24 protein-coding genes and 2 pseudogenes are annotated in these 18,332 nt (G+C 55.7%); 6 read left to right on the forward strand and 20 right to left on the reverse strand.

The genetic code is table 11. The features are described from left to right. The first annotated feature begins 246 nt into the window (after nucleotides 1-246). From U5805_RS24110 to U5805_RS24120, 3 genes and pseudogenes are all read left to right on the forward strand, one after another. Entirely contained in the window at nucleotides 247-897 is a 651-nt protein-coding gene (locus U5805_RS24110; RefSeq protein ID WP_322106022.1) for a hypothetical protein, read from the forward strand. Next, nucleotides 894-1,199 (forward strand): annotated as a pseudogene (locus tag U5805_RS24115) (biotin/lipoyl-containing protein); the annotation flags it as partial. The gene U5805_RS24110 and the pseudogene U5805_RS24115, both read left to right, overlap by 4 nt. Before the next feature lie 421 nt (nucleotides 1,200-1,620). Beyond that, entirely contained in the window at nucleotides 1,621-2,496 is an 876-nt protein-coding gene (locus tag U5805_RS24120) for an esterase/lipase family protein (RefSeq protein ID WP_322106023.1), read from the forward strand. A gap of 581 nt (nucleotides 2,497-3,077) precedes the next feature. On the opposite strand, the gene U5805_RS24125 is transcribed toward U5805_RS24120, so the two are convergent. Genes U5805_RS24125 through U5805_RS24135 form a run of 3 tightly spaced genes read right to left on the reverse strand, consistent with a single transcriptional unit; the run spans nucleotide 3,078 to nucleotide 4,884 of the window. Then, nucleotides 3,078-3,374 (reverse strand): hypothetical protein, encoded by a 297-nt coding sequence (locus U5805_RS24125; RefSeq protein WP_322106024.1) that lies wholly within the window; start codon nucleotides 3,372-3,374, stop codon nucleotides 3,078-3,080. Then, nucleotides 3,371-3,988 (reverse strand): nucleotidyltransferase domain-containing protein, encoded by a 618-nt coding sequence (locus tag U5805_RS24130; protein ID WP_322106025.1) that lies wholly within the window; start codon nucleotides 3,986-3,988, stop codon nucleotides 3,371-3,373. Before U5805_RS24130 ends, U5805_RS24125 begins: the two co-directional genes overlap by 4 nt. Nucleotides 3,989-3,990: 2 nt before the next feature. Further along, nucleotides 3,991-4,884 carry a pentapeptide repeat-containing protein gene (locus U5805_RS24135; RefSeq protein ID WP_322106026.1) on the reverse strand — a complete coding sequence of 298 codons (894 nt, stop codon included), beginning with the start codon at nucleotides 4,882-4,884 and terminating at the stop codon, nucleotides 3,991-3,993. 516 nt (nucleotides 4,885-5,400) lie between these two features. Here U5805_RS24135 and U5805_RS24140 point away from each other — a divergent pair. Together U5805_RS24140 and U5805_RS24145 are read left to right on the forward strand one after the other, a co-directional pair. After that, nucleotides 5,401-5,643, forward strand: a complete 243-nt coding sequence (locus U5805_RS24140; protein WP_158958793.1) for a hypothetical protein — start codon at nucleotides 5,401-5,403, stop codon at nucleotides 5,641-5,643. Then, on the forward strand, nucleotides 5,640-7,103 hold the full coding sequence (locus U5805_RS24145; RefSeq protein ID WP_322106027.1) for a UvrD-helicase domain-containing protein: 1,464 nt from the start codon (nucleotides 5,640-5,642) through the stop codon (nucleotides 7,101-7,103). Before U5805_RS24140 ends, U5805_RS24145 begins: the two co-directional genes overlap by 4 nt. Nucleotides 7,104-7,289: 186 nt before the next feature. Here U5805_RS24145 and U5805_RS24150 read toward each other — a convergent pair whose 3' ends face one another. Then, the gene (locus U5805_RS24150; RefSeq protein WP_199272511.1) at nucleotides 7,290-7,694 is read right to left on the reverse strand and encodes a hypothetical protein; all 405 of its coding nucleotides are present in this window, start codon (nucleotides 7,692-7,694) and stop codon (nucleotides 7,290-7,292) included. A gap of 171 nt (nucleotides 7,695-7,865) precedes the next feature. On the opposite strand from U5805_RS24150, the gene U5805_RS24155 reads away from it, so the two are divergent. Next, nucleotides 7,866-9,299, forward strand: a complete 1,434-nt coding sequence (locus tag U5805_RS24155) for an ISNCY family transposase (protein WP_415914656.1) — start codon at nucleotides 7,866-7,868, stop codon at nucleotides 9,297-9,299. A gap of 144 nt (nucleotides 9,300-9,443) precedes the next feature. Here U5805_RS24155 and U5805_RS24160 read toward each other — a convergent pair whose 3' ends face one another. The 16 genes and pseudogenes from U5805_RS24160 to U5805_RS24235 all read right to left on the reverse strand — a co-directional run. Then, the gene (locus U5805_RS24160; RefSeq protein WP_322106028.1) at nucleotides 9,444-9,668 is read right to left on the reverse strand and encodes a hypothetical protein; all 225 of its coding nucleotides are present in this window, start codon (nucleotides 9,666-9,668) and stop codon (nucleotides 9,444-9,446) included. Nucleotides 9,669-9,836: 168 nt separating this feature from the next. Further along, nucleotides 9,837-10,265 (reverse strand): hypothetical protein, encoded by a 429-nt coding sequence (locus U5805_RS24165; RefSeq protein ID WP_322106029.1) that lies wholly within the window; start codon nucleotides 10,263-10,265, stop codon nucleotides 9,837-9,839. A 57-nt stretch (nucleotides 10,266-10,322) separates the two neighbouring features. After that, complete coding sequence (locus tag U5805_RS24170; protein ID WP_322106030.1) at nucleotides 10,323-11,102, reverse strand: FRG domain-containing protein; 780 nt, start codon at nucleotides 11,100-11,102, stop codon at nucleotides 10,323-10,325. A 26-nt stretch (nucleotides 11,103-11,128) separates the two neighbouring features. Continuing rightward, complete coding sequence (locus U5805_RS24175) at nucleotides 11,129-11,584, reverse strand: hypothetical protein (RefSeq protein WP_322106031.1); 456 nt, start codon at nucleotides 11,582-11,584, stop codon at nucleotides 11,129-11,131. A gap of 86 nt (nucleotides 11,585-11,670) precedes the next feature. Then, nucleotides 11,671-12,282 (reverse strand): hypothetical protein, encoded by a 612-nt coding sequence (locus U5805_RS24180; protein ID WP_322106032.1) that lies wholly within the window; start codon nucleotides 12,280-12,282, stop codon nucleotides 11,671-11,673. A gap of 329 nt (nucleotides 12,283-12,611) precedes the next feature. After that, nucleotides 12,612-12,929: a hypothetical protein gene (locus U5805_RS24185; RefSeq protein ID WP_322106033.1), complete on the reverse strand. Its 318-nt coding sequence runs from the start codon at nucleotides 12,927-12,929 to the stop codon at nucleotides 12,612-12,614. 321 nt (nucleotides 12,930-13,250) lie between these two features. After that, nucleotides 13,251-13,535 (reverse strand): hypothetical protein, encoded by a 285-nt coding sequence (locus U5805_RS24190; RefSeq protein WP_322106034.1) that lies wholly within the window; start codon nucleotides 13,533-13,535, stop codon nucleotides 13,251-13,253. 98 nt (nucleotides 13,536-13,633) lie between these two features. Beyond that, a complete protein-coding gene (locus U5805_RS24195; RefSeq protein ID WP_322106035.1) occupies nucleotides 13,634-13,972 on the reverse strand; it encodes a hypothetical protein in 339 nt (112 codons plus the stop codon). Between the two features lie 442 nt (nucleotides 13,973-14,414). After that, entirely contained in the window at nucleotides 14,415-14,537 is a 123-nt protein-coding gene (locus U5805_RS24200; RefSeq protein WP_322106036.1) for a hypothetical protein, read from the reverse strand. A 13-nt stretch (nucleotides 14,538-14,550) separates the two neighbouring features. Then, the gene (locus tag U5805_RS24205) at nucleotides 14,551-15,726 is read right to left on the reverse strand and encodes an HNH endonuclease (RefSeq protein WP_322106037.1); all 1,176 of its coding nucleotides are present in this window, start codon (nucleotides 15,724-15,726) and stop codon (nucleotides 14,551-14,553) included. Between the two features lie 37 nt (nucleotides 15,727-15,763). Further along, nucleotides 15,764-16,072, reverse strand: coding sequence for a hypothetical protein (locus U5805_RS24210; protein ID WP_322106038.1), 309 nt, complete (start codon nucleotides 16,070-16,072; stop codon nucleotides 15,764-15,766). 29 nt (nucleotides 16,073-16,101) lie between these two features. Next, complete coding sequence (locus U5805_RS24215) at nucleotides 16,102-16,959, reverse strand: toll/interleukin-1 receptor domain-containing protein (RefSeq protein ID WP_322106039.1); 858 nt, start codon at nucleotides 16,957-16,959, stop codon at nucleotides 16,102-16,104. Between the two features lie 83 nt (nucleotides 16,960-17,042). Beyond that, on the reverse strand, nucleotides 17,043-17,279 hold the full coding sequence (locus U5805_RS24220) for a hypothetical protein (protein ID WP_322106040.1): 237 nt from the start codon (nucleotides 17,277-17,279) through the stop codon (nucleotides 17,043-17,045). 12 nt (nucleotides 17,280-17,291) lie between these two features. Further along, nucleotides 17,292-17,729: a DUF29 domain-containing protein gene (locus U5805_RS24225; protein ID WP_322106041.1), complete on the reverse strand. Its 438-nt coding sequence runs from the start codon at nucleotides 17,727-17,729 to the stop codon at nucleotides 17,292-17,294. Between the two features lie 57 nt (nucleotides 17,730-17,786). Next, on the reverse strand, nucleotides 17,787-18,017 hold the full coding sequence (locus U5805_RS24230) for a hypothetical protein (RefSeq protein WP_322106042.1): 231 nt from the start codon (nucleotides 18,015-18,017) through the stop codon (nucleotides 17,787-17,789). A 130-nt stretch (nucleotides 18,018-18,147) separates the two neighbouring features. Further along, nucleotides 18,148-18,332: pseudogene (locus tag U5805_RS24235) on the reverse strand (site-specific integrase); the annotation flags it as partial.

Raw genomic sequence — 18,332 nt, forward strand, 5'->3', positions numbered from 1 at the left:
CGAGGATCGGCGAAAGTATCGAGCGTCCGTGCCGCATCCGCTAGCAGACATTGAATTGCGGCACGACTATCGTAAGCACCGCGCTCGGAAGTTCAAACACGTCTGTGTCCACGGAGCGCGACCATGTCGATCAGTTGTTCAAAGTGCACTTTTTTTGCGGAGTAAGGTGGGGCACCGCACAGAGAGCGTAACACACAGCAGTTTCGTGCCTACACTGGCAGTGAACGGTTCGAAAGGACGAAAAACGTGGCGCCCAACACGCAAACAACCCTGGACCCCCAGTTGGCAGCCGAATTTAGAGCCCGGCTGAAGGGTCTCCAAGACGCCATCGCTGACTTGGAACTAGTGGCCAATTTAGCACTTGGTGTTCCCCCGCCCCCACCCGCAACGCCCGACCCGGCTCGCTTCGATATTTATCAGTTCCGGCCGGAGCAGACGTGTTTGCGCCAGGCGCGGCTTTGGCTTTGGGCGGTTGCTCTTGCTTCAGTGGCTTTCTTTATCTATACATTGCTTGCGGCGTGGTTCGCCCCGCCCTGTAGGCCACCCGTCATGCTGTTTATCCTGGCAGTCATTTGGGGGGTCGCGCCACCGCTATTCTGGTGGTTCGAATGGTTCTTTGTGTTCCGCTATTATCGAAACGCGGATAATCTTGAAACCTTCAAATACGGGGCCCAACTGTCGCTCGCGATCTGGGCCGCTGTCGTTGTATCGATCGCCGCGTATTCAAACAGCGATTACTTCAAACCGGCTGCTCCCAGTGATGGTAAGCCGAGTTCGTGTCTTTACGAGGCACGGCAGTTCCACGGCCGGTGGTCATTGTGGCATGCATCAACGTGGGCACTTTCCGCCGACGTTCCGGCTTCTGCGTCCGAAGCACATCTCGGGAGAAAAGAATGAATCCAGAGGTTGACGAAGAAATCAAGGTACCCGACATCGGTGCTTACAAGGCTCTCCCTGTGATTGAGGTACTAGTGAAAGTGGGTGACACCGTCGAAAAAGAGCAATCCCTCGTCACGCTCGAATCGGACAAGGCGACAATGGATGTGCCCAGCACGGCTGCTGGCACAATCAAGGAAGTCAAGGTGAAGGTCGGCGACAACGTGTCAGAAGGTTCGCTGATCTTAGTGCTCGAAAGCGCTGAAGGTGGCGTGGCAGCAACTGCACTGGGCGTCACGAATCAGGCCGCGAAGCCATCACCTGATCAGATCTCGATTGTCGCGAAAGAGAACCAACAACAAATTCGCGATGAACTACACAAGCTTAACTCGCCGTACGAATCTCGCGTGCGGTCGGATGGGTGTGTCTTCTCCTTGCGAATGTCTACTTGCGCCTCCGCTCATGAGCTCCTCGAACGGCTGGCAGCAATCCCGGCCGTTAAGACGACGCTATCGTGGCCGATGCTCAGAGATCTGCCGGGAGATGACGAAATTGGACTTTTGGGACTTTATACCAGCGGGGAATTGTGTGGAGTCGGTCGAGTCGTCGAATTCGATCGAGAAGGAGTTACTATGATTATCGAAGATAGCCTTGACTTGATTGATCCAAGCGAAAAGCAGCCCGAAAAACCTGAGATTAAGGCGTTCGAATCGGAAGTTTTGGTCTTTGCAGTCGAGGTATAATATGCCGACACTCCCAAACCCTACAAAAGCCATCGCGAGCGAGGAGCTTCGCTCCTGTAGAAGCGGCGATTGGGCGACACCTGATGACTTCAGGTTTGAAGATAATCATAACGCCATCTTCATCCACGGGTTCACTGGACATGGAAGTAATATGAAGACGTTATTCGATTACCTCTCCAAGTTTGGATTTAATGTGTTTATTTTCAATTACAAATCGTCCCGGGGAATTGAAAGAGCGGCCGTGGCGCTCCACTCGATCCTTGATGAGCTGAATCGACATGATTCTGTCATCGAATGTAGAAAAGTTAGTTTCGTTTGTCACAGTATGGGAGGGCTAGTAGCGAGAGCCTTTACTTTCCATCCCGAAGCCTGTCGGTTCATAAATAAGATAGTCACGTTGGGCACCCCACACAATGGCGCTTTTCGAGGAGATAAATGGCTGAACACCGCAGTTAAAGCTGCACGAGTTATTTGCAAGGTACCATTGACTGGTTATACAGCAAAAAAAGTAGTTGCGGCCGAGGAGCTATTAGGAACGGACCATGAGTCGGCGCCATTAATACATAGATTACTAAGCCAGAATTACGACACGGAGACGATTCCGATCCTCAGCATATCCGGCGGAAGTCAGTCTTTACACGGAATGCCACTGGTTGGCGCCTTGTGCAATATGCGACTGCAAAAAATGATTAATTCAAACCCGAACGATGGATTGGTCCCCGAAACAAGTAGTAGCCTCTCTTCAGACATTTACGCGCAGTGCTTACCTCTGCGCGATCATTGGAATCAATATCCCGAGTTTGATCAAACAAACCACTTTAATTTCTCAGACATGCAAAAAATCGGACTTCACATAAGTAATTGGCTTAGGTCCTGATCTGCTTTCCCGTACTTGCGAAGTTGAGCGATGTCGATTCGAGTAGCGATTCCCGTGATGTCGCTGCGAAATGATCGAGACCACTCCGCCATTTTTTGTGTGGTTCCTGCGCCTAGTTCGATGTTTTATGGCCGTGCGCCCAACGCCGATCTGCCGCTTGGCCCCAGTACCGCAACCCCTTTCAATTTGGATAAAATCAGCGCGGCCTGCGTGAATCAGCGGGACGATGGGCGAGCGGTAATCTAGGAACCAACTGGTCCGCAGGTTGAAAGAGGCAATGCAAGTGCCCATCGTCTCCCGGAATGGCGCACGCACGCTCCAGCCAGCGAAATCCAGTTCGACCCGGGCCTTGTCTGCTCTTGGTCGACGAGTGGTCTCTCACCGGAAATAATTGAATGTCCCTTGAGTCGTATATGCCCATTGCATGAATTACGCGACCGAGCCAAAAACTACTGGCTTGCGGTGGGACGCAGCGCGACTTTGATTGACGTCATCATGCAAACGCTTGAGCGGCGGGTCTGGAGCTGATAACGGCCCCTTTCCGCCGATACGCTGGCGTTTGTTGTCGCGGGGAGTGATCACTAACTTATGCTAGCAATAATACTTCCGATACGCTGAGTTAACTCGGAAACCTCGACTGAGAGCAATCGGTACTCTTCGGTCACTTGTTCCTGACTTTTGTTCGCCAGAAAAAACAGCTTATCTGCCGCTTCGTGGATGGCGTGCGCAAGACCGCCAGACGAATCGATTTTGTTAACCCGCATCCAGCGATCGATCGTCCCCTTAGATAAGCCAAACAATTCCTCGTCCCAACGTTTTCTGTTAACGATGCTCAGAATAAGACGCTGGGCATCAATGCGATTATTAAACTCACTCATTGTAGTCTCTCACTCTTTAACGTCTCCATCCACGATGGAACTACGGCTGCCGCTTTAATGGCAACGGATACCTCTTCCGGCTGAATGTTCTCTCCATAGCCACGGGTTGACAACAATCGTGCACGTGTAAGGATCGAGAACGCTGCAGGGTCAATGTGGAGACTTGGCTTCAGCATTAGCGGTGAATATCTCGAAAAAATTGGCCGCCCGACTGAAAGTGAATGGCAGGTCGCATAATTGCGCACGGCCAAAAACATACAAGATAGGTGAAAGACCGCACTGTTCGGCGAAGTTTGCAATTCCTGATATGAGCGATCAAAGAGCTGTTTGAACTTTTCGCAGTCGTCAAGGGAGGTTCGGTAGGGGGCAGGTTTCCCGAGGCAATCCAGAAAGTCCGTGCCATCCGACGAAAACAACAACTTTGATTCGAGATGCAAGTGCCAAGCGAACGGATTGCCTTCATTCCAGATGGTTTTTAGCCGTTCGTAGCGATATATGGAGTACTTCTGCGGATCAATCCGAGGAGAGGGCCCATTTACACACGCTAGCAAGTCGACATCAGAGCCGTGATCGATCTCACCACGGCACACGGAGCCAAAGGCATAGATATGCATTTTTATCTCCGTCCGAATCGCTTAACAAGAATCGCCGTCAAAAACGCAAACCCAATCAAGCGTGTCGCAGCTATGGCGGACGAAAGCCAGACTGGATACTGATGGGAGTTAGCGATGCCGAAAAATATTCCCGGCGACGCCGTTAGGCTTGCGATATAACTCTTAAGATCCCATGCATTACCAAATTGACTGACATCATATAAAGTAATAAGCAAAATAACCAAAAATATAGATCGTATAAGTTTGATTATGCTTTCGCCATTCCCCCAAATAAAATCAAGTATCTTAAATTCGATCCATTTTAAAAATTGATACAATTTCTTCCAGCCTGAATATTTCTTGTGATAATAGCTCTCTTTTGAAGACCATGATTTCTTTAGATAATGCTCGGTAGCCTCGAGTTCAAGAGAAATCGCTTGATTAACAGCCTTCGCATCGCCCATTTGTTGAAAATTCATTCGCAGCGATCGAGCGAATCGCATTTTCAGGTTTTCTTCCCGCGGTGCCTCCCGCTGAAGAATATCAGCGTCGATCTGACAACGCTCAAAAACCACGTACCTAAAATCACAGCCGGCAAATGACGATTGGTGGAAATTGCATCCAACGAACCGGCACCCGGTGAAGTCGCAGGAATCGAACGTACAGCTATTAAAGTAGCAACCGTCAAATACGCTGTGTTGGAAAGAGACTTTCCGGATCATCTGATTCCTGCCGTTTAGCCGGATGTATACCTTGAACGCATAGTCGTTTCGCTCGTTTTCAATCGAGCTACCGATGTAGAGGTCCGTGACGATTTCCCGGTTGCCCCGCAACAACTCTTTGCGAGGCATCTTCTCTTTGCTGCTGATGGTCTCGTCCTGGAGAGTTGACTGCGCCGGTGAATTCTCGTTGGTCATTTTTGGTCTTGAGGTTCCGGTGAGCGGGCGTCAGTACGTTGAATGAGTCAACACGCTTCGAATACGATTTTGGGCCGGCCGTATGGAGCGACCAAACTGCACTTGACGTTGCTCGATCGGGCTAATTGTAGTGATTCCATAGCTCGCTTACCAGTTTCGCTATTTGGGTCGCGGGAAGCTGACCATTAAGGGAGCGAATCTATAGCTTTCCGGAGGCAGAGTACCGACGCTCGTCCCGAGCGAGGTTCTTCGACTGGCTCAAAGGAAGAATGTCCACTGCACCTTGCAAAACGTGCCGTTGAAGCGGTACGCGTCCGGGCGGCCGCTTCGGGTCGAGACCAGAAGTTCGCAACCGGTGGCGGTGTTTGCCGCGGCCGCTCGTCGGCGCCATACGGCTGGGAGCGTGTGGATTGCTCCGTGCGTGGTGACTCAATTATCCTCGCAACGGTATCACTTTATTCCGGTCGACGGGTCCCGTGCGAGAATTGCGCACTCGTCTGCCCAGAAGGAACCGCAATGTCGATCGACCCAACGGAACTCGAAATTGCCACGCTGCAGGCCGAGAAGGGCTTGCTCATCTATGAACTGCGAGCGGCTCATCAGATCATCCGTAACGCCCTCTCCGTCATGACGACGGAGCAGCAGGTCGCGTGGGCGCAGATGAACGCGCGTGACGGCGTCGACGGCGAGGGCGCGACGCGGGCCGCGGAGCGGGACGCCCTGCTGGCGAGACCGCGCATGGTGATCGGATCCGCATGACCGGAGCATTCGCGCCGACGGCGGAGCAGGTGATCGCGCTAGACGCTGCCCGCCGCGACGGCGACCTCAAGATCAAGGCGTATGCGGGTGCCGGCAAGACATCGACCCTCGGGCTGATCGCTCGTGGGCTCGAAGGGCGGCGTGGCCTCTACCTCGCATTCAACCGCGCCATCGCGGACGCCGCGGCGCGCCGGTTTCCGCCGCACGTAGCATCGAGAACGATGCATGCTCATGCGTGGGCAGCCGTCAGCGCGTCGCTCAGAAACCGCGGTAATCTGGAACCCGAGCCGCCCCATATGCTGGCCGCGCGTTTCGGCATTGGACCGGTCGAGGCGCGCACGGTGACCGGGCGGCGCGTCGAACTCCTGCCGTTCGAGACGGGCCGTCTGATTGCCGACGCGCTCGGTCGCTTCTGCCGTTCGGCCGACGCCGAGCCGCAGGTGCACCATGTGGTGGTTGACGAAAAGCTCGATGAGGTCTTCGCGGCCGAGCTGCGGGCGTGGTTGCTGCCTGCGCTCCGGCGGATTTGGGAGGAGAGTGCGGCGCCACAGTCGCGCAGCGCCGTGTCGCCCGATGTCGTGCTCAAGCTGTGGGCCATGTCCGGACCGCGCATCGACGCCGACTACATCCTGTTCGACGAGGCGCAGGACAGCGATGCCGTCATGCTGTCGGTGCTTGCCCAGCAACGCCACGCACAGGTCATTTACGTGGGCGATCCGTACCAGCAGATCTATGAGTGGCGCGGCGCCGTCAATGCGATGTCGCAGATCGCGGCCCCCGAATGTGCGCTCACGGAATCGTTCCGGTTTGGCGCGACCGTTGCAGCGCTGGCGAGCCGCCTGCTCGCCCGCCTGGGCGAGACAGTGCCGCTGCGGGGGCAGGACGCCATCGGCACAATGCTGGTCGAGGATCCTTCGCTCGCGCCGCCGGTCGACGCGGTGCTGTGTCGCAAAAACGTGACGGCGATCTGGCAACTGGCGGCCGGACTTGAAGCTGGCCACCGCCCGGCGATCCGGATGAGCGCGGCAGAAGTCACCGCCTTTGCAGACGGTGCCGATCTGTTGCTGGCTGGGCAGCGCGCATTCAAACCCGCCGCGTTTTCCCTGTTTGAGAACTGGGCCGATGCGCAGGCGTTCGCGCGTACGCCATTCGGGCAGGACCTGCTGCCGGTTGTGCAGATCGTCGACGAAATGGGCACCGGATATCTGCGCGCGCTTGCGCAGCGATGCGTGCCGGAAGCCCAGGCCGACTATGTTATCTCGACGGTACACCGCGCCAAAGGACTGGAATGGAAGCGGGTCAGGGTGGCGAACGATTTCCGCTTTCGCGGCAGCAACGGCAGTCCATTTCCCGACGAAGATGAACTTCGGTTGCTGTATGTCGCGATCACGCGCGCGCAGCACGTTCTGGACATTTCGGAGATGCGGGATGACCTGGTGCGTGTCATTGCGGGTACTTGAGCAACCGTTCAAGCGCTCGGCAGTCGCGCCGCAGGTGGAGTGCGGAAAAGAAAAAGCCCACCACGAGGGGCAGGCTGAATTCCTGTCTGGAGAAGACTGAGGAATTTTAGGTTTCCTTTATATTTCGCAAGTGCATTCAGGCAACGCCGCGAACGGTCGGAAACCTGAAAATCTCAAGTGCGAGACCTAAGCCACTTTTACACCATGACACTCGGAAAAATCAAAGATTTCGTACGCGGAGTCTGGCGCGCTTGCTCCCACGAGCGCCTTTACCCGTTCCGCATGCGAAGCAGAGGTAGTGACCGGCAGAATAGAGAGTTGGCCGTTCACAGCGGCGTTGATCTGATGAAAGCCCTCGACCCATTTCAGTGAGTCCACAGTCGGCGCCACAAGCGGCATTTCAAACATGCCCTTATCAAGATACCGGGCGTGCATTTCGACCCTTGCTTCATTCAGGTAGTAACGGCTGTTAGCCTCCATCACGGCTTTCAGCTTGGCCGTATCGGTGATAACAATGACCTGTGTGTCACTTTCGCTAAAGGCGCGATCCAGATGGCCAAGGGTCTTTGAAAACAGCGAGCATTTAATCATGTGACAACTCCATTCAGCGACGCGGTTTAATTTAACATAACCTTATTTATCGATCTTTTTCACTGTAGCAGCTAAGTTGTAATGTCCGCTTCTAGCTAAGTTCAGATGTCCGCTTTTCGACCCGTCGTAAGCTGATCGGCCGCTGGAGATCCAGCGCCGGAGGCTTCTTCGATGGCAGAACGGATCACGATGACGATGCGAGAACTGGACAGATTCAAGGTTATCCAGGACGTGGCGGACGGTAAGCTGAAGCCGTGGCGCGCGGCGGAACGACTCAGGCTGACGACACGGCAGATTCGTCGGCTGGTTGGCCGGTTGCGCGAGGACGGACCGCAAGGCCTTGTGTCGCGTCGACGCTCGAGGCCGGGCAACAACCGACTCGACGCGGTGACGGCAGATCGGGGGCTATCGATTATCCGCGACCGCTACGCCGATTTTGGGCCGACGCTGGCATGCGAGAAGCTGTGGGAGTGCCACGGCATCCGGTTAGCCAAGGAAACGGTCAGACGACTCATGACGGAGGCCGGCTTGTGGGTGCCACGGCGGCAGCGTCCGCCGAAGGTCTATCAACCCCGGGCGCGCCGGGCCTGCCTCGGTGAACTGATCCAGATCGACGGCAGCGACCATCGCTGGTTCGAGGACCGGGCGCCGGCGTGTACGCTGCTGGTCTACGTGGACGATGCAACGAGCCGCATCATGCAACTGCATTTCACGGCCACGGAATCGACCTTCAGCTATTTCGAGGCAACGCGCGCATACATCGAGCGACACGGCAAGCCCGGCGCTTTTTATAGCGACAAGGCGAGCGTGTTCCGTAATGCCAATCCCGGCAAGACGGGGAATCGCGTGACGCCGTTTAGCCGCGCGATGTACGAGTTGAACATTGATACCTTCTGCGCAAACAGCAGTTCAGCCAAGGGGCGCGTGGAGCGGGCGCATCTGACCTTGCAGGATCGTCTTGTGAAGGAGCTGAGACTGCGCGGCATCAACACTACAGCTGAGGCCAACGCATACGCGCCCTCCTTCATGGCGAGCTATAACGCCCGCTTTGGCAAAGTGCCGAAGAGCAATTTCAATGCGCATCGGCCGTTGCGCGCCGACGAGAGTCTGGACTCGACGCTAACCTGGCGTGAACCACGGAAAGTCACGAAGTCGCTCACGGTGCAGTACGACCGTGTGATGTATCTGCTGGAAGATACGCCGGAGAACCGCAAACTGATTCATCGTGAGATCGATGTCTGGGAGTACCCGGACGGTCGCATTGAGATTCGGGCAGGCGCACGACGGGTGCCGTACCGGGAATACGACAAGCTGGCCAACGTCGATCAAGGCAGCGTCGTCGGGCATAAGCGCCTGAGCCACGCACTTCAGATCTCGCAGGCGATCCAGGCGCAACGCGATAACAGTCGAATCAACAAGGCTCCGTCACGAACGAACCGGGGCGACACCAGCAAGACGAGCCGCAACGATCCGTTGTCGGGCAAGAAGAAGCCACGTGAGTTCACGCAGGCCGATATCGAACAGGTCATCGTGGATCTGGCACAACGCAGGCAGGCGCAACGGCCGTCCAGCAAACCGGGGCGTCGGCCTGCAGGTGCTGGCTGAATGGACGTAAGCGCCCTGCCAGTTCAAGCGCGGCCCTTCGACACTGCGTTAGCGGTAACCTGTGAAAAACAGACCTTTTAACCCCGTAAGGCCCGGACATTTCAACTTAGCCGAAAGGCGGACATCTCAGAATGGCTTTGACATTCACTCACCCGGCTCGATTTGAGCCTCGGACCGGACGATCCTTTCCGCTGAGGCTAACTCCGAGATGCGCCTCAGGTGCGCGTCGAACCGATCCAGAAATTTGGCGGGGATCGGGCGGCGGTCCGTGTTTTCAATTTCGTCGAGTGCTTCGCATAGCAGGCCGAGTTCGGTGCATTCTCGCACCAGATCCCAATAATTGAAGCGCCGCGAAAAAGCGTTTGGCATCGTATAGTCTCCCCGACGGTCGAACTTGGCTGAAGCGACACGACATTTTTCTGTGGGTCTGCGTCAACTCGGCTGTTTGAGCGTGAAGCGCGCCGGCGATACGGCTGGCACGTAGCGGTCGCACTCTACCATTGCGCCTTTGCATATGTGCTCATGCTTGATGTTTTCCTATACCTGCCGTTGGCGAAGAAGCTCGATGTCTTGCCGGTCTCGGGCAATTGCGCGTTGAGCTCCTTCGATGCCCGCAGCATTCCACTCACCGGCCGCTATCGGAACGTGAATGAGCCGAGTGATGTCGTCATGACTGAGGCCCAAGGCAGCAAGTTGACGGCGCGACAGATGGTACGTGCGTGCCGCCTGCCCGTAGCCAGCGGCCGCGAGTGCGACGAGTGTCGGACGGATGGTTGCAGGAATTCGCTCGTCCGCCGCCTGAATCTGCACTTCAATTTCCGCGTCTGCGTTGCGCGAACGCGCTTCCGCCGCCGCGAGCTGCGCACTGGGGTACAGCGAACGGCCGGCACTAGCGCCAGCGCCGCTCGCCAAATGCAAGGACCAATGTTCGGGAGAAACTTCTTTAATAACAAATATCGGTCGCATATGTTTTCCTTTTGCCGCTGCCGGCCCCCAGACTGCGGGCACGGTAGTGCGACTATCTTAGAGTGGCTCGCGTGACCCGAGTCGATAATTAATTTCATCCCCTAAATGCTTGTGGGCCCACGTCACGTACTGTGCGACACCGCCAAGATCTGGATAAATCACCGCTGCTGTAATCCCCGCGGTCGCCAACTCGAATCGAATTTGCCCGAATGCTGTGGCCGGAACAGTCACATACTTCAAACGCTCGCGATACCCTTTATTGTTGTCTAGGCTCAAGAAAGGACCGGCACTTGCGTCCGTGCGTCCGCTTCTATGTAGCGTGAACCAGCCGTCCTGAGCAGTAATTCGGGGAGTGACGTGACGTGGCTTCACCAACACGGTCTCGTGTAGCCCAAATGGGGCTTTTTCCTCATCATCGAGAAAGTCGTCGACCGTGTAGGGCAGTACCCAGACTGCGGCCGGGCGCCTGCCTTCAGCCGCCTTCTCGACAGCAAACCACAATGCCGTCAGGGCGCTACCCGTCCAATCGAGCAAGCGGGTCGGCATGCCGTGATGTTGTGCGATTGCGAGCCAATCGGTTCTAGACAGCAGGCCCGATGACGTTGTGTGGGGCAATGACCGTCGGATGAACTCCGCGAGCATGTTCGATTCTTCTCTCCGACTTATAAAAGAATCTCTTGCCGCTGAAGGCAGTAAAGGCCAATCCGCGCGTCGATGTCCGCGAAACAGGCAACTTGGCGAACCGTCCAATTGCCTGTTGACCACATCGAGATATTCCGCGACGGTCTTGACCGAGCGAAGAAACTGCCGCTTTCGGTATTCTCTTTTATCGGTCATATGTTGTCACAGGTACGTTTTCCGATTCATTCCGCGAGTTCGCCGCGCTTCCATTTCTTCCAGAGAGCGGCAGTCATGTGGCAATCACGCCAGTTGCTTACCTCGTACTCGTCCGTTAGGCCCTCAGGAGCGACCGGTACATTGCTCCCTAAGTAGTATTTATAAGTCGCGATTAAGCCGGGGCCTTTAATCGATCCCGTACCGGCATCGGATGGCCACCGAGCGTTGGACGTGATCAACAGCATATCGTCGTGCGTCGCTCCGATGACTTGCTCCGATTGATCCAACTTCAGCAGCTCGAAGAGCTTCGGCAGGTCGCACGCGGTCCCATTGAAGCTGACGATGACTCCCTCTGCCGAGAGTATGCGCGTGGCCCCCTCAATGCTCTTTTCTACCCCGCGATACGGCGTATAGATCCCCGTCTGGACGTCCAGAACACCCACCATCGTCGTACCCCAATCGAAAGCAAGAACATCGGTCATCGCAAGTTTTCCGTGGTCTCTGTCACGTATTTCGTTTAGGTATCGCGCCGTAGTGAATATCGCGACTTAGGCGAAACGCGAAACCGCTAGTCGTTCGTCTCGCTTGCATCGAGGCGAGAAAGAAGTCGGTCAATTTCATCTACCGTAAGCACGACCTCTCTTCCCCAATTTTCCATAGCTTTGCGTGCCAACTCGGCGCCTACAACCTTGATTGCATTGGCGTGAGCCATCACGACGTCCGCCGCATTCTGATACAACTCCCCGCATAGTGCATTCCGAGTGCATCGACGGGATTCGGGATCGGCGAGTGAAACGTCGTCCCCACGCTCGACATTAAGCAACATCTCAAGATACTCGCTCGCCTTGGCGACATCGACGGCTGCGTTAGTTTCTTGCGAAAATTTTGCGATTTCCTCGTCGATAACGTGGCCCTTGAGGGCCTCTGCGAGCGCACCCGCATAGAGGACCGAAATTCGATCCCTCAAGTATTTCGAAACCTGATCGATACCGAGCAGATTCCGATATAGATGAATGTTCGCCTCCCCGCGGTGAGGCGGTTCTTTCTCGTTTCCCCTCCCGATGAACTTCAGCGTAACTTTTTCAACGCGGAAGCCCATCGCTCTTGCAACAAAAAAGTGACCGGCTTCGTGCTGGCCGATGGCCTGATATCTATCGACACCTTGTTCAGGTAGCTCCATTTCTCACCCTTACTGCTTCTCCGTCGTTTCGTCCGCCACTCGGCCAAACCGTTTCCGGTCCGTTAAGCAGCAACACCGCACGTTTCGCAAACCAAAGTCGGATCGCCGTCCGTGTCTTTGTCGGCGCCAACGATGAATCCAGAAGGCACTGATTCAAGTCGGCGGCCTGTGCCACTGTATGCGGAGGGACGATCCCATTCCGACCAGCCCGCAGTGCCCCTGCGACCGCAAGATGGGCAGGTGACGCGAACGGTATAGTGCTCTCTCGATCCCATTTTGTTTTCCGAGTTACGAGCCGAAGCGCTTCAGTCGGCGCACGCTCCCTTTTCTTAATCACTGTACTCGTTCTCATATCTCGCTGTCTGGACACCATTTTCGGTAATCGTCACTGTGAAGCGGTTGATATCGGGAATGTTCTGGCAGGGGCCGCTTGGATCATAGGACCGAACATACAATTCGATCTTTGCCCCGGAGGCATCCTCGCCGTCGAACCGATATCCGAGCGTTGTGATCGAGTTGGTTTTACCGCCCTTCAAACCAAGTTGCTCTGCGTACTGGCAGACTTCGTTAAAACCCCGTGCGGCTACAGTCCGCTCTATGGCGTCTGCCAGCCGATCGAATGCTTGTCTAGCGGTAGTGGGAAGCATAGTTTTCCTATCAATGCGAAGATCCGAAGGCGGTCATTAACAACGGCACCACGAGCGCTACGATCGAGACGAATAACGCGAGGATCGCAACAAGCAGCGTTGACGTGTTTGTCATGCGCGCGTAGTAAAAGCTACGCATTTTTTCGATCATGGCTTCTGTGTCGCGCGCCCCCTCGGGGAACAGCCTTCGAAACTCAGCCTAGACGTTTGCCTCGATAGCTTCATGGATCTCTCGGTTCCAACTATCGGTCCAGCTGACAAACCATCGGACTATGCGTCTTTTGTACATGGGCCGTTTTCCTTGCTGCTTTCGATACTTCGTCAACCCGGCGCATGTTGTAGCGCGAAGACGACAAAGAGGATGATCAGAAGCCAGTACCACGGACTTTTCCGCCTCTCCCAAATCCGAATCTGTTCCGCTTTACCAACGCATGGATTCTGCCCGTCGTGCCATCTCCCTTCGGGGTCATTCACTTGCGCAGCGGTTTGGCAATCGCGCAATGCCCGGTATTTCTGACGTAACACTGCCGCGATAAAAAGTCGGTACAGCAAGAACAGCACAATCACTGCAAGATGCGGCATCCACCATTGCAAACCGAAATTCATCTTATTTTCTCCAGGATTTTCGATCAATGCGTTACAGCTCTACCGTCCGGCTCGTACCATCCGCGTGCGTGATGGTTAAAGCGAGCTGTTTCCGATGCTTAAACGATAATCGATTTCCCGCGCTCCGCTGCAACCCACAGGATTGCAGCGCGACCAGCAGCCCCCTTGTCGGCGTGATCGGCGACGTTTTCGATCCGACGAAGCGCGCCCAAATCAGCAATCGCGAACCAAGGCGGTCCGCCCGCAAAGCTGAGAATGATGTTGTTCGCAACCTGCAATCGATAGGCTACGCCGTCATTGAGGTGTGGATTGAACAACTGCTTGGACCCTTCCTCGCGGGGCGAGAACTCATCCTCTGCGGGCCAGCTGAGCGTGAGGCCCATGGTCTTTGCTGCGCTTTCCAACATCTCACGTAATGTCATTGTGTTTTTTTCCATCTGTTTTCCCGAGCCTAGTCCTACTGAGGGAGCAGAAAGAACCGCCCCGGCTCCCCACCGACTCGAAAGCGCCGTTCGTGGTCGATGCTTGTAATTGTCTGGACGGACGCTTGCGCATTTGCGGAATTTTGACCCACCGCAACGATGTGTTCGCCAGGGACGACATAAATGCGGGCCTGTTGTGACGGCCGAAGGTTGACCGCTTCTTTCCCGTCAACCATGATTCTCGCGGTGGCCCCTGCATTTGCGAAGCCACTGTCGCGAGTCACCATGATTGCAGTGTTAGCCGACTCGCTGCGTGCAAACGCCAGCGCCTGCACGGGTTCGGCCTCACTGTCGGAGACAGGAGTGGTTGCACACCCGGCCAACGTTACGGCCAAAATGAAGGCCTGTAGAAGTCGACTCATGGTACTACTGCCCCCCTTTTCTAGACGTTTTCCGGTCAGTTCTTGGCGTCAGTTCCAAACTTCTCCGACCACCATATTGCAGTGGGCGCAACGGCGAGCAAAGCCATCACGATCAGGCCTTCGACCTCGCCGTTGGTTAGATGAAAAAATTCTTTCATGGGCTTTTCCTAGTCATTCACCGTGCAGGTACTCAGCATATTGCTCGCGCAGCTCATCGCCGACGTCAATCAGCCGGTGTTGATTATCGAGTGCGATGAGACCGCGATCGTACGCACGGTGCAAGTCGACGCGTAGCGGAATCCCATCTGTCGCAGCGTTGTGACCGTCCTCCCAGTTACGACCTCGTAGGTGTGCCGCATCAAGTAACTGAGGCACCGTGCAACCCGTCACCTTGCACCGCGCCCCGTGGTGCGCGAAGACCGCAAGCCTGAACTCGGCCTGCAGCAGGCGCCGCTTGGCTAACGCAAATGCGAAGGTAGGAGCCTCGCCACTGAGCCCCTGCGGCAAGTAGTACGTCACAACTGGGCCTTCCTGCTTGAGGATTGCCCATAGCACGCGCTGTTCAGCGGTTGACTGCTCGAAATCCGAAAGCAGGAAAGGTGTCGCCGCGTCCATCACATAGGAATATCGGCCGCCTTCATCCTCGACTAACCCGCCGAATAGGCCAAGCCAGACGACCGACTCGTGGACAATGTGGTGAAGCACGTAGCCACGCCCGTGTTCCACGGGTGTCGGGCGCACCGTCCAGAAGCCGTCGAGGTAGCGGCCGGCAACTTCGCGATCCTCACGGAAAGTCCATGACGAACCCGGCTTTTTGTTCTTCGTAATGACAATCGGTGCATCGAGCGAGTTTAGGAGTTCGACCAGGTCTGCAGATATTATCGGCGACGCAGCACTTTCCGGCCTTGTTAGGTACTCACCGCGGGCTCGCAAAATCGTGATCAGCCGCTCTGCTGCTGCAACGTCAGTAACCCGTTGACGCGTTGAAACGGGGTGGTGCAGTGCAGCGTCGTGCTCGGTTATCGCGTGCTCCACATTGCGGATAACGAACACCCATTTCACGCGACGTTCGTGTCGATGGTCTGAAAGTGTTCCCTCGGGTGGCTGAGCGTGTAATCTGTACGTATTCGCGCCTAGCACGCGTCCAGCGCCGACGAATCCTCTCTTACTTACGTAAGCGAGAACCCAATCGCCTTCACTCATCGCGTGTAGATGTTGCTCGCCTTCGTCGCCCGGACTGCCATCGAATCCAGCTGTAATGACGCCGCGAGCCAGATTTTCTGCCCACCAGTCGTTGGTCTCATGCGCGGCATTTGGTCTGCCGATATTGAACCGGTGATATTCCATCAATCAATCCCCCGCACTGGCTGTTGTTTTCCGTGGTCTACGCCTTGCGAACGCGGTTCTTAACTTTCAGGGTGTCGAGAATCGACTCGTCAAAGTAGTGGTGGACGCACCGCTTGAAATACTGCGCCTTCTCAACGCTCGAAAAAGTGACGATTACCGAACCGTCCTCATCGAACAAATCGTTGGTGAGGCCGGATATACGTCCCCAACCATCGACCGCGCACATCAAGCCGCGAAGCATGCCTGCGATCTCGTATCGGTCCTCCTGTGGCACATCGTCCATATTTATAGAGATACGCTTGACATACGGATTGCCGCTACCATCAACTAAGTCTCGTAGTTTCATTTGGTCTTCGCTTTCCGTTGCGTCTCGGATTAGGATGCCGCGGGGCGAGGCCCGAGCGGCGGCAGAGGAGCACGGATGTTGTGCAGATCATGTACGAGCTGTTGGTAAGCGACCGCAGCGTTCGGACCATCGGAAAGGTCCACGTACATCCTGCCCGCTAAATCGTCTGGCAGCACAGGCGCAATACCCGGGGTCTGTCGGACCACAGGGACGAATTTGTTTGTGCCAACGCTTTGCATGATCTGACTGCTTACCAGCATCTGCTCATAGCCTACGCCACCCTGACGTTCCTTCCCTTTGCGAACGTACTGCTCCGTGCAGATGACCAACACTCGATCGCTTTCACGGACACCGTTGACCATGAACGTGCTCAATTCCTCGCCCAATCCGAGTTGCCATTGATCGAGGATCACGTCGACGCCATCACGGCGCAACGACGACGCCAAGTTGCTAACCCATGAACGATGTTCAGGAGAGTCCCAAGAGTAGGAGATAAACACCCTTGGTGGACGAGCTTGGGGCTGAAGTGACGGACTTGAGACAAGTCCCGCGCTGTGGAGCACTCGGGCGAGATCGACATTCTTGACCGCCCAATGACTGCGATTCACTTCCCATTTAGGATCAATATCTAGGTCGCGTAGCAAGCCAGTGAACGTATCGTACGGAATGGGTGAGACGGTAGGATCGAACGCGAACGTGAAAGCAAACTCCGTTTGCCTGCGAGTCACTTCAGTAATCCTGCCGACTCGCGCGGGCGCTCGCAGATACTTCTCGTACGCGAATAGCGTCGGTAGATTCATTAGCGCAGTGATCGCCGTATCATCGAGCGCAGCGAATGGTCGCTTAACGTCGTCGTGGGTGTGCTCGAATACGCGAGTGTATTCCATAGCCCAAGATGTCCCGGTCCACGCTTCCTCGTTACCGGACATTAGCAAGTTGTAGTATGCGCTTTGCATCTGTTTTCCGATGGTTAATGACGCTTCGCGAAGCGAGCCGCCGCTGTGAAAAGAAGCGCGCCGACCGCGAGCAAAATAAGCCCGATCCACAGCGGATGAGCAAGCGACAACTGAGAAAACCACGTCGCAAAGCCAACCGCGTTCAGCGCCTCGTATGTGAGCGGCAAGCCAGCGATGAGCGCGAACACTACAAGGACGCCAACGACGCTCAGCGCGGTCAACTGCGAAACCTCTTTCGATCCCCGATTCATGCTTGTTTTCCGTTATTCGGGATGAAATTCTTGTGAGAGCACATCATCGACGGCCCACGGCAAAACTTCCGGGAACGCATCGAGGTCCAGCCCTGTTTCGTTGCTCGCCGCGCTGCGCGCCTTCGACCAGACGATATCGAGCCAAGCCGCATCGCTGAACTTTCCGCGCAGGCTCGGGGCTTCGTCCAGCACGTAGGCCACTTCCTTGCGCTGCGTGCGGATCGTGAACTCCCAGCTTTTGCTGCGGCGTGACGGCTGGAATTGCCACTTGAGCAGGTGCGCCAACAGGACCGACATACGGCTTGCCAACTCGCGCTGTTCGCTCTTGCCCACGTCTTCAATCTCCTCTGCGATGTGCTGAACGTCGATGGCGCCCAGCTCGCCTGCGCGCAGAAGTGCCGCTTGCTCGTTGGCCCATGCAACCACGTCCTGTTCGTATCTCGTTCCCATGACCATTTCCATATCGAGACAATGGTTAGATTGTAGGTGCAGCACAAGTGCACCACGTCAACGCCCTTTCGAAGCCTTGCCGATAGTCTTTCTGGCGTGTGCCAGAACATTGTCGGGACATGCCCGACGACGCGCGCTATCAGGCGCGGCCAGATAGGCTTTCCATGTCGAGAGTGCGATGGGGAAGGCTTGCCCCCTGTTCAGCGCGGCCAGCGCATCGGCCTGCGTAAGTCCTGCCTGTTCGATGAGAGTGCGCAGAGCAGCGCCGTTGTCAGTTACCTCGTTCATGGCCTTTCAAAAAATGGTGTACAAGTGCACCAAGAATAACACGGAGAACAATGACTGATAACGGCATGAAAGGGGTTTCGCTTTAATCGCGTAGGGTATTGGTGGTCGTCTGCCACACAATTCGTCGCCGTCAAATTACCCCGCTGACAATCGCAGCCAGTCGAACCGGATCGCCCTCGATGAGGTTCTTTACGGCGGAGAGACTGGAGACGCCGATCAACTCCTGTATGAGCTTGAGCGAGCGCCCGTCGCGATGCAGCCGCACTGCAAACGTCCGTCGAGCCGCCGACGCATTGCCACCCTCGATCCCAGCCT

The organism is Paraburkholderia sp. J41, from assembly GCF_905220235.1.
Taxonomy (GTDB): Bacteria; Pseudomonadota; Gammaproteobacteria; order Burkholderiales; family Burkholderiaceae; genus Paraburkholderia.

Bases quoted from the DNA above. Each gene is read 5' to 3' on its own strand.
- U5805_RS24120 (WP_322106023.1), top strand. From the start codon at position 1,621: ATGCCGACACTCCCAAACCCTACAAAAGCCATCGCGAGCGAGGAGCTT.
- U5805_RS24125 (WP_322106024.1), bottom strand. From the start codon at position 3,374: ATGAGTGAGTTTAATAATCGCATTGATGCCCAGCGTCTTATTCTGAGC.
- U5805_RS24130 (WP_322106025.1), bottom strand. From the start codon at position 3,988: ATGCATATCTATGCCTTTGGCTCCGTGTGCCGTGGTGAGATCGATCAC.
- U5805_RS24135 (WP_322106026.1), bottom strand. From the start codon at position 4,884: ATGACCAACGAGAATTCACCGGCGCAGTCAACTCTCCAGGACGAGACC.
- U5805_RS24140 (WP_158958793.1), top strand. From the start codon at position 5,401: ATGTCGATCGACCCAACGGAACTCGAAATTGCCACGCTGCAGGCCGAG.
- U5805_RS24145 (WP_322106027.1), top strand. From the start codon at position 5,640: ATGACCGGAGCATTCGCGCCGACGGCGGAGCAGGTGATCGCGCTAGAC.
- U5805_RS24150 (WP_199272511.1), bottom strand. From the start codon at position 7,694: ATGATTAAATGCTCGCTGTTTTCAAAGACCCTTGGCCATCTGGATCGC.
- U5805_RS24155 (WP_415914656.1), top strand. From the start codon at position 7,866: ATGGCAGAACGGATCACGATGACGATGCGAGAACTGGACAGATTCAAG.
- U5805_RS24160 (WP_322106028.1), bottom strand. From the start codon at position 9,668: ATGCCAAACGCTTTTTCGCGGCGCTTCAATTATTGGGATCTGGTGCGA.
- U5805_RS24165 (WP_322106029.1), bottom strand. From the start codon at position 10,265: ATGCGACCGATATTTGTTATTAAAGAAGTTTCTCCCGAACATTGGTCC.
- U5805_RS24170 (WP_322106030.1), bottom strand. From the start codon at position 11,102: ATGACCGATAAAAGAGAATACCGAAAGCGGCAGTTTCTTCGCTCGGTC.
- U5805_RS24175 (WP_322106031.1), bottom strand. From the start codon at position 11,584: ATGACCGATGTTCTTGCTTTCGATTGGGGTACGACGATGGTGGGTGTT.
- U5805_RS24180 (WP_322106032.1), bottom strand. From the start codon at position 12,282: ATGGAGCTACCTGAACAAGGTGTCGATAGATATCAGGCCATCGGCCAG.
- U5805_RS24185 (WP_322106033.1), bottom strand. From the start codon at position 12,929: ATGCTTCCCACTACCGCTAGACAAGCATTCGATCGGCTGGCAGACGCC.
- U5805_RS24190 (WP_322106034.1), bottom strand. From the start codon at position 13,535: ATGAATTTCGGTTTGCAATGGTGGATGCCGCATCTTGCAGTGATTGTG.
- U5805_RS24195 (WP_322106035.1), bottom strand. From the start codon at position 13,972: ATGGAAAAAAACACAATGACATTACGTGAGATGTTGGAAAGCGCAGCA.
- U5805_RS24200 (WP_322106036.1), bottom strand. From the start codon at position 14,537: ATGAAAGAATTTTTTCATCTAACCAACGGCGAGGTCGAAGGCCTGATC.
- U5805_RS24205 (WP_322106037.1), bottom strand. From the start codon at position 15,726: ATGGAATATCACCGGTTCAATATCGGCAGACCAAATGCCGCGCATGAG.
- U5805_RS24210 (WP_322106038.1), bottom strand. From the start codon at position 16,072: ATGAAACTACGAGACTTAGTTGATGGTAGCGGCAATCCGTATGTCAAG.
- U5805_RS24215 (WP_322106039.1), bottom strand. From the start codon at position 16,959: ATGGAATACACTCGCGTATTCGAGCACACCCACGACGACGTTAAGCGA.
- U5805_RS24220 (WP_322106040.1), bottom strand. From the start codon at position 17,279: ATGAATCGGGGATCGAAAGAGGTTTCGCAGTTGACCGCGCTGAGCGTC.
- U5805_RS24225 (WP_322106041.1), bottom strand. From the start codon at position 17,729: ATGGGAACGAGATACGAACAGGACGTGGTTGCATGGGCCAACGAGCAA.
- U5805_RS24230 (WP_322106042.1), bottom strand. From the start codon at position 18,017: ATGAACGAGGTAACTGACAACGGCGCTGCTCTGCGCACTCTCATCGAA.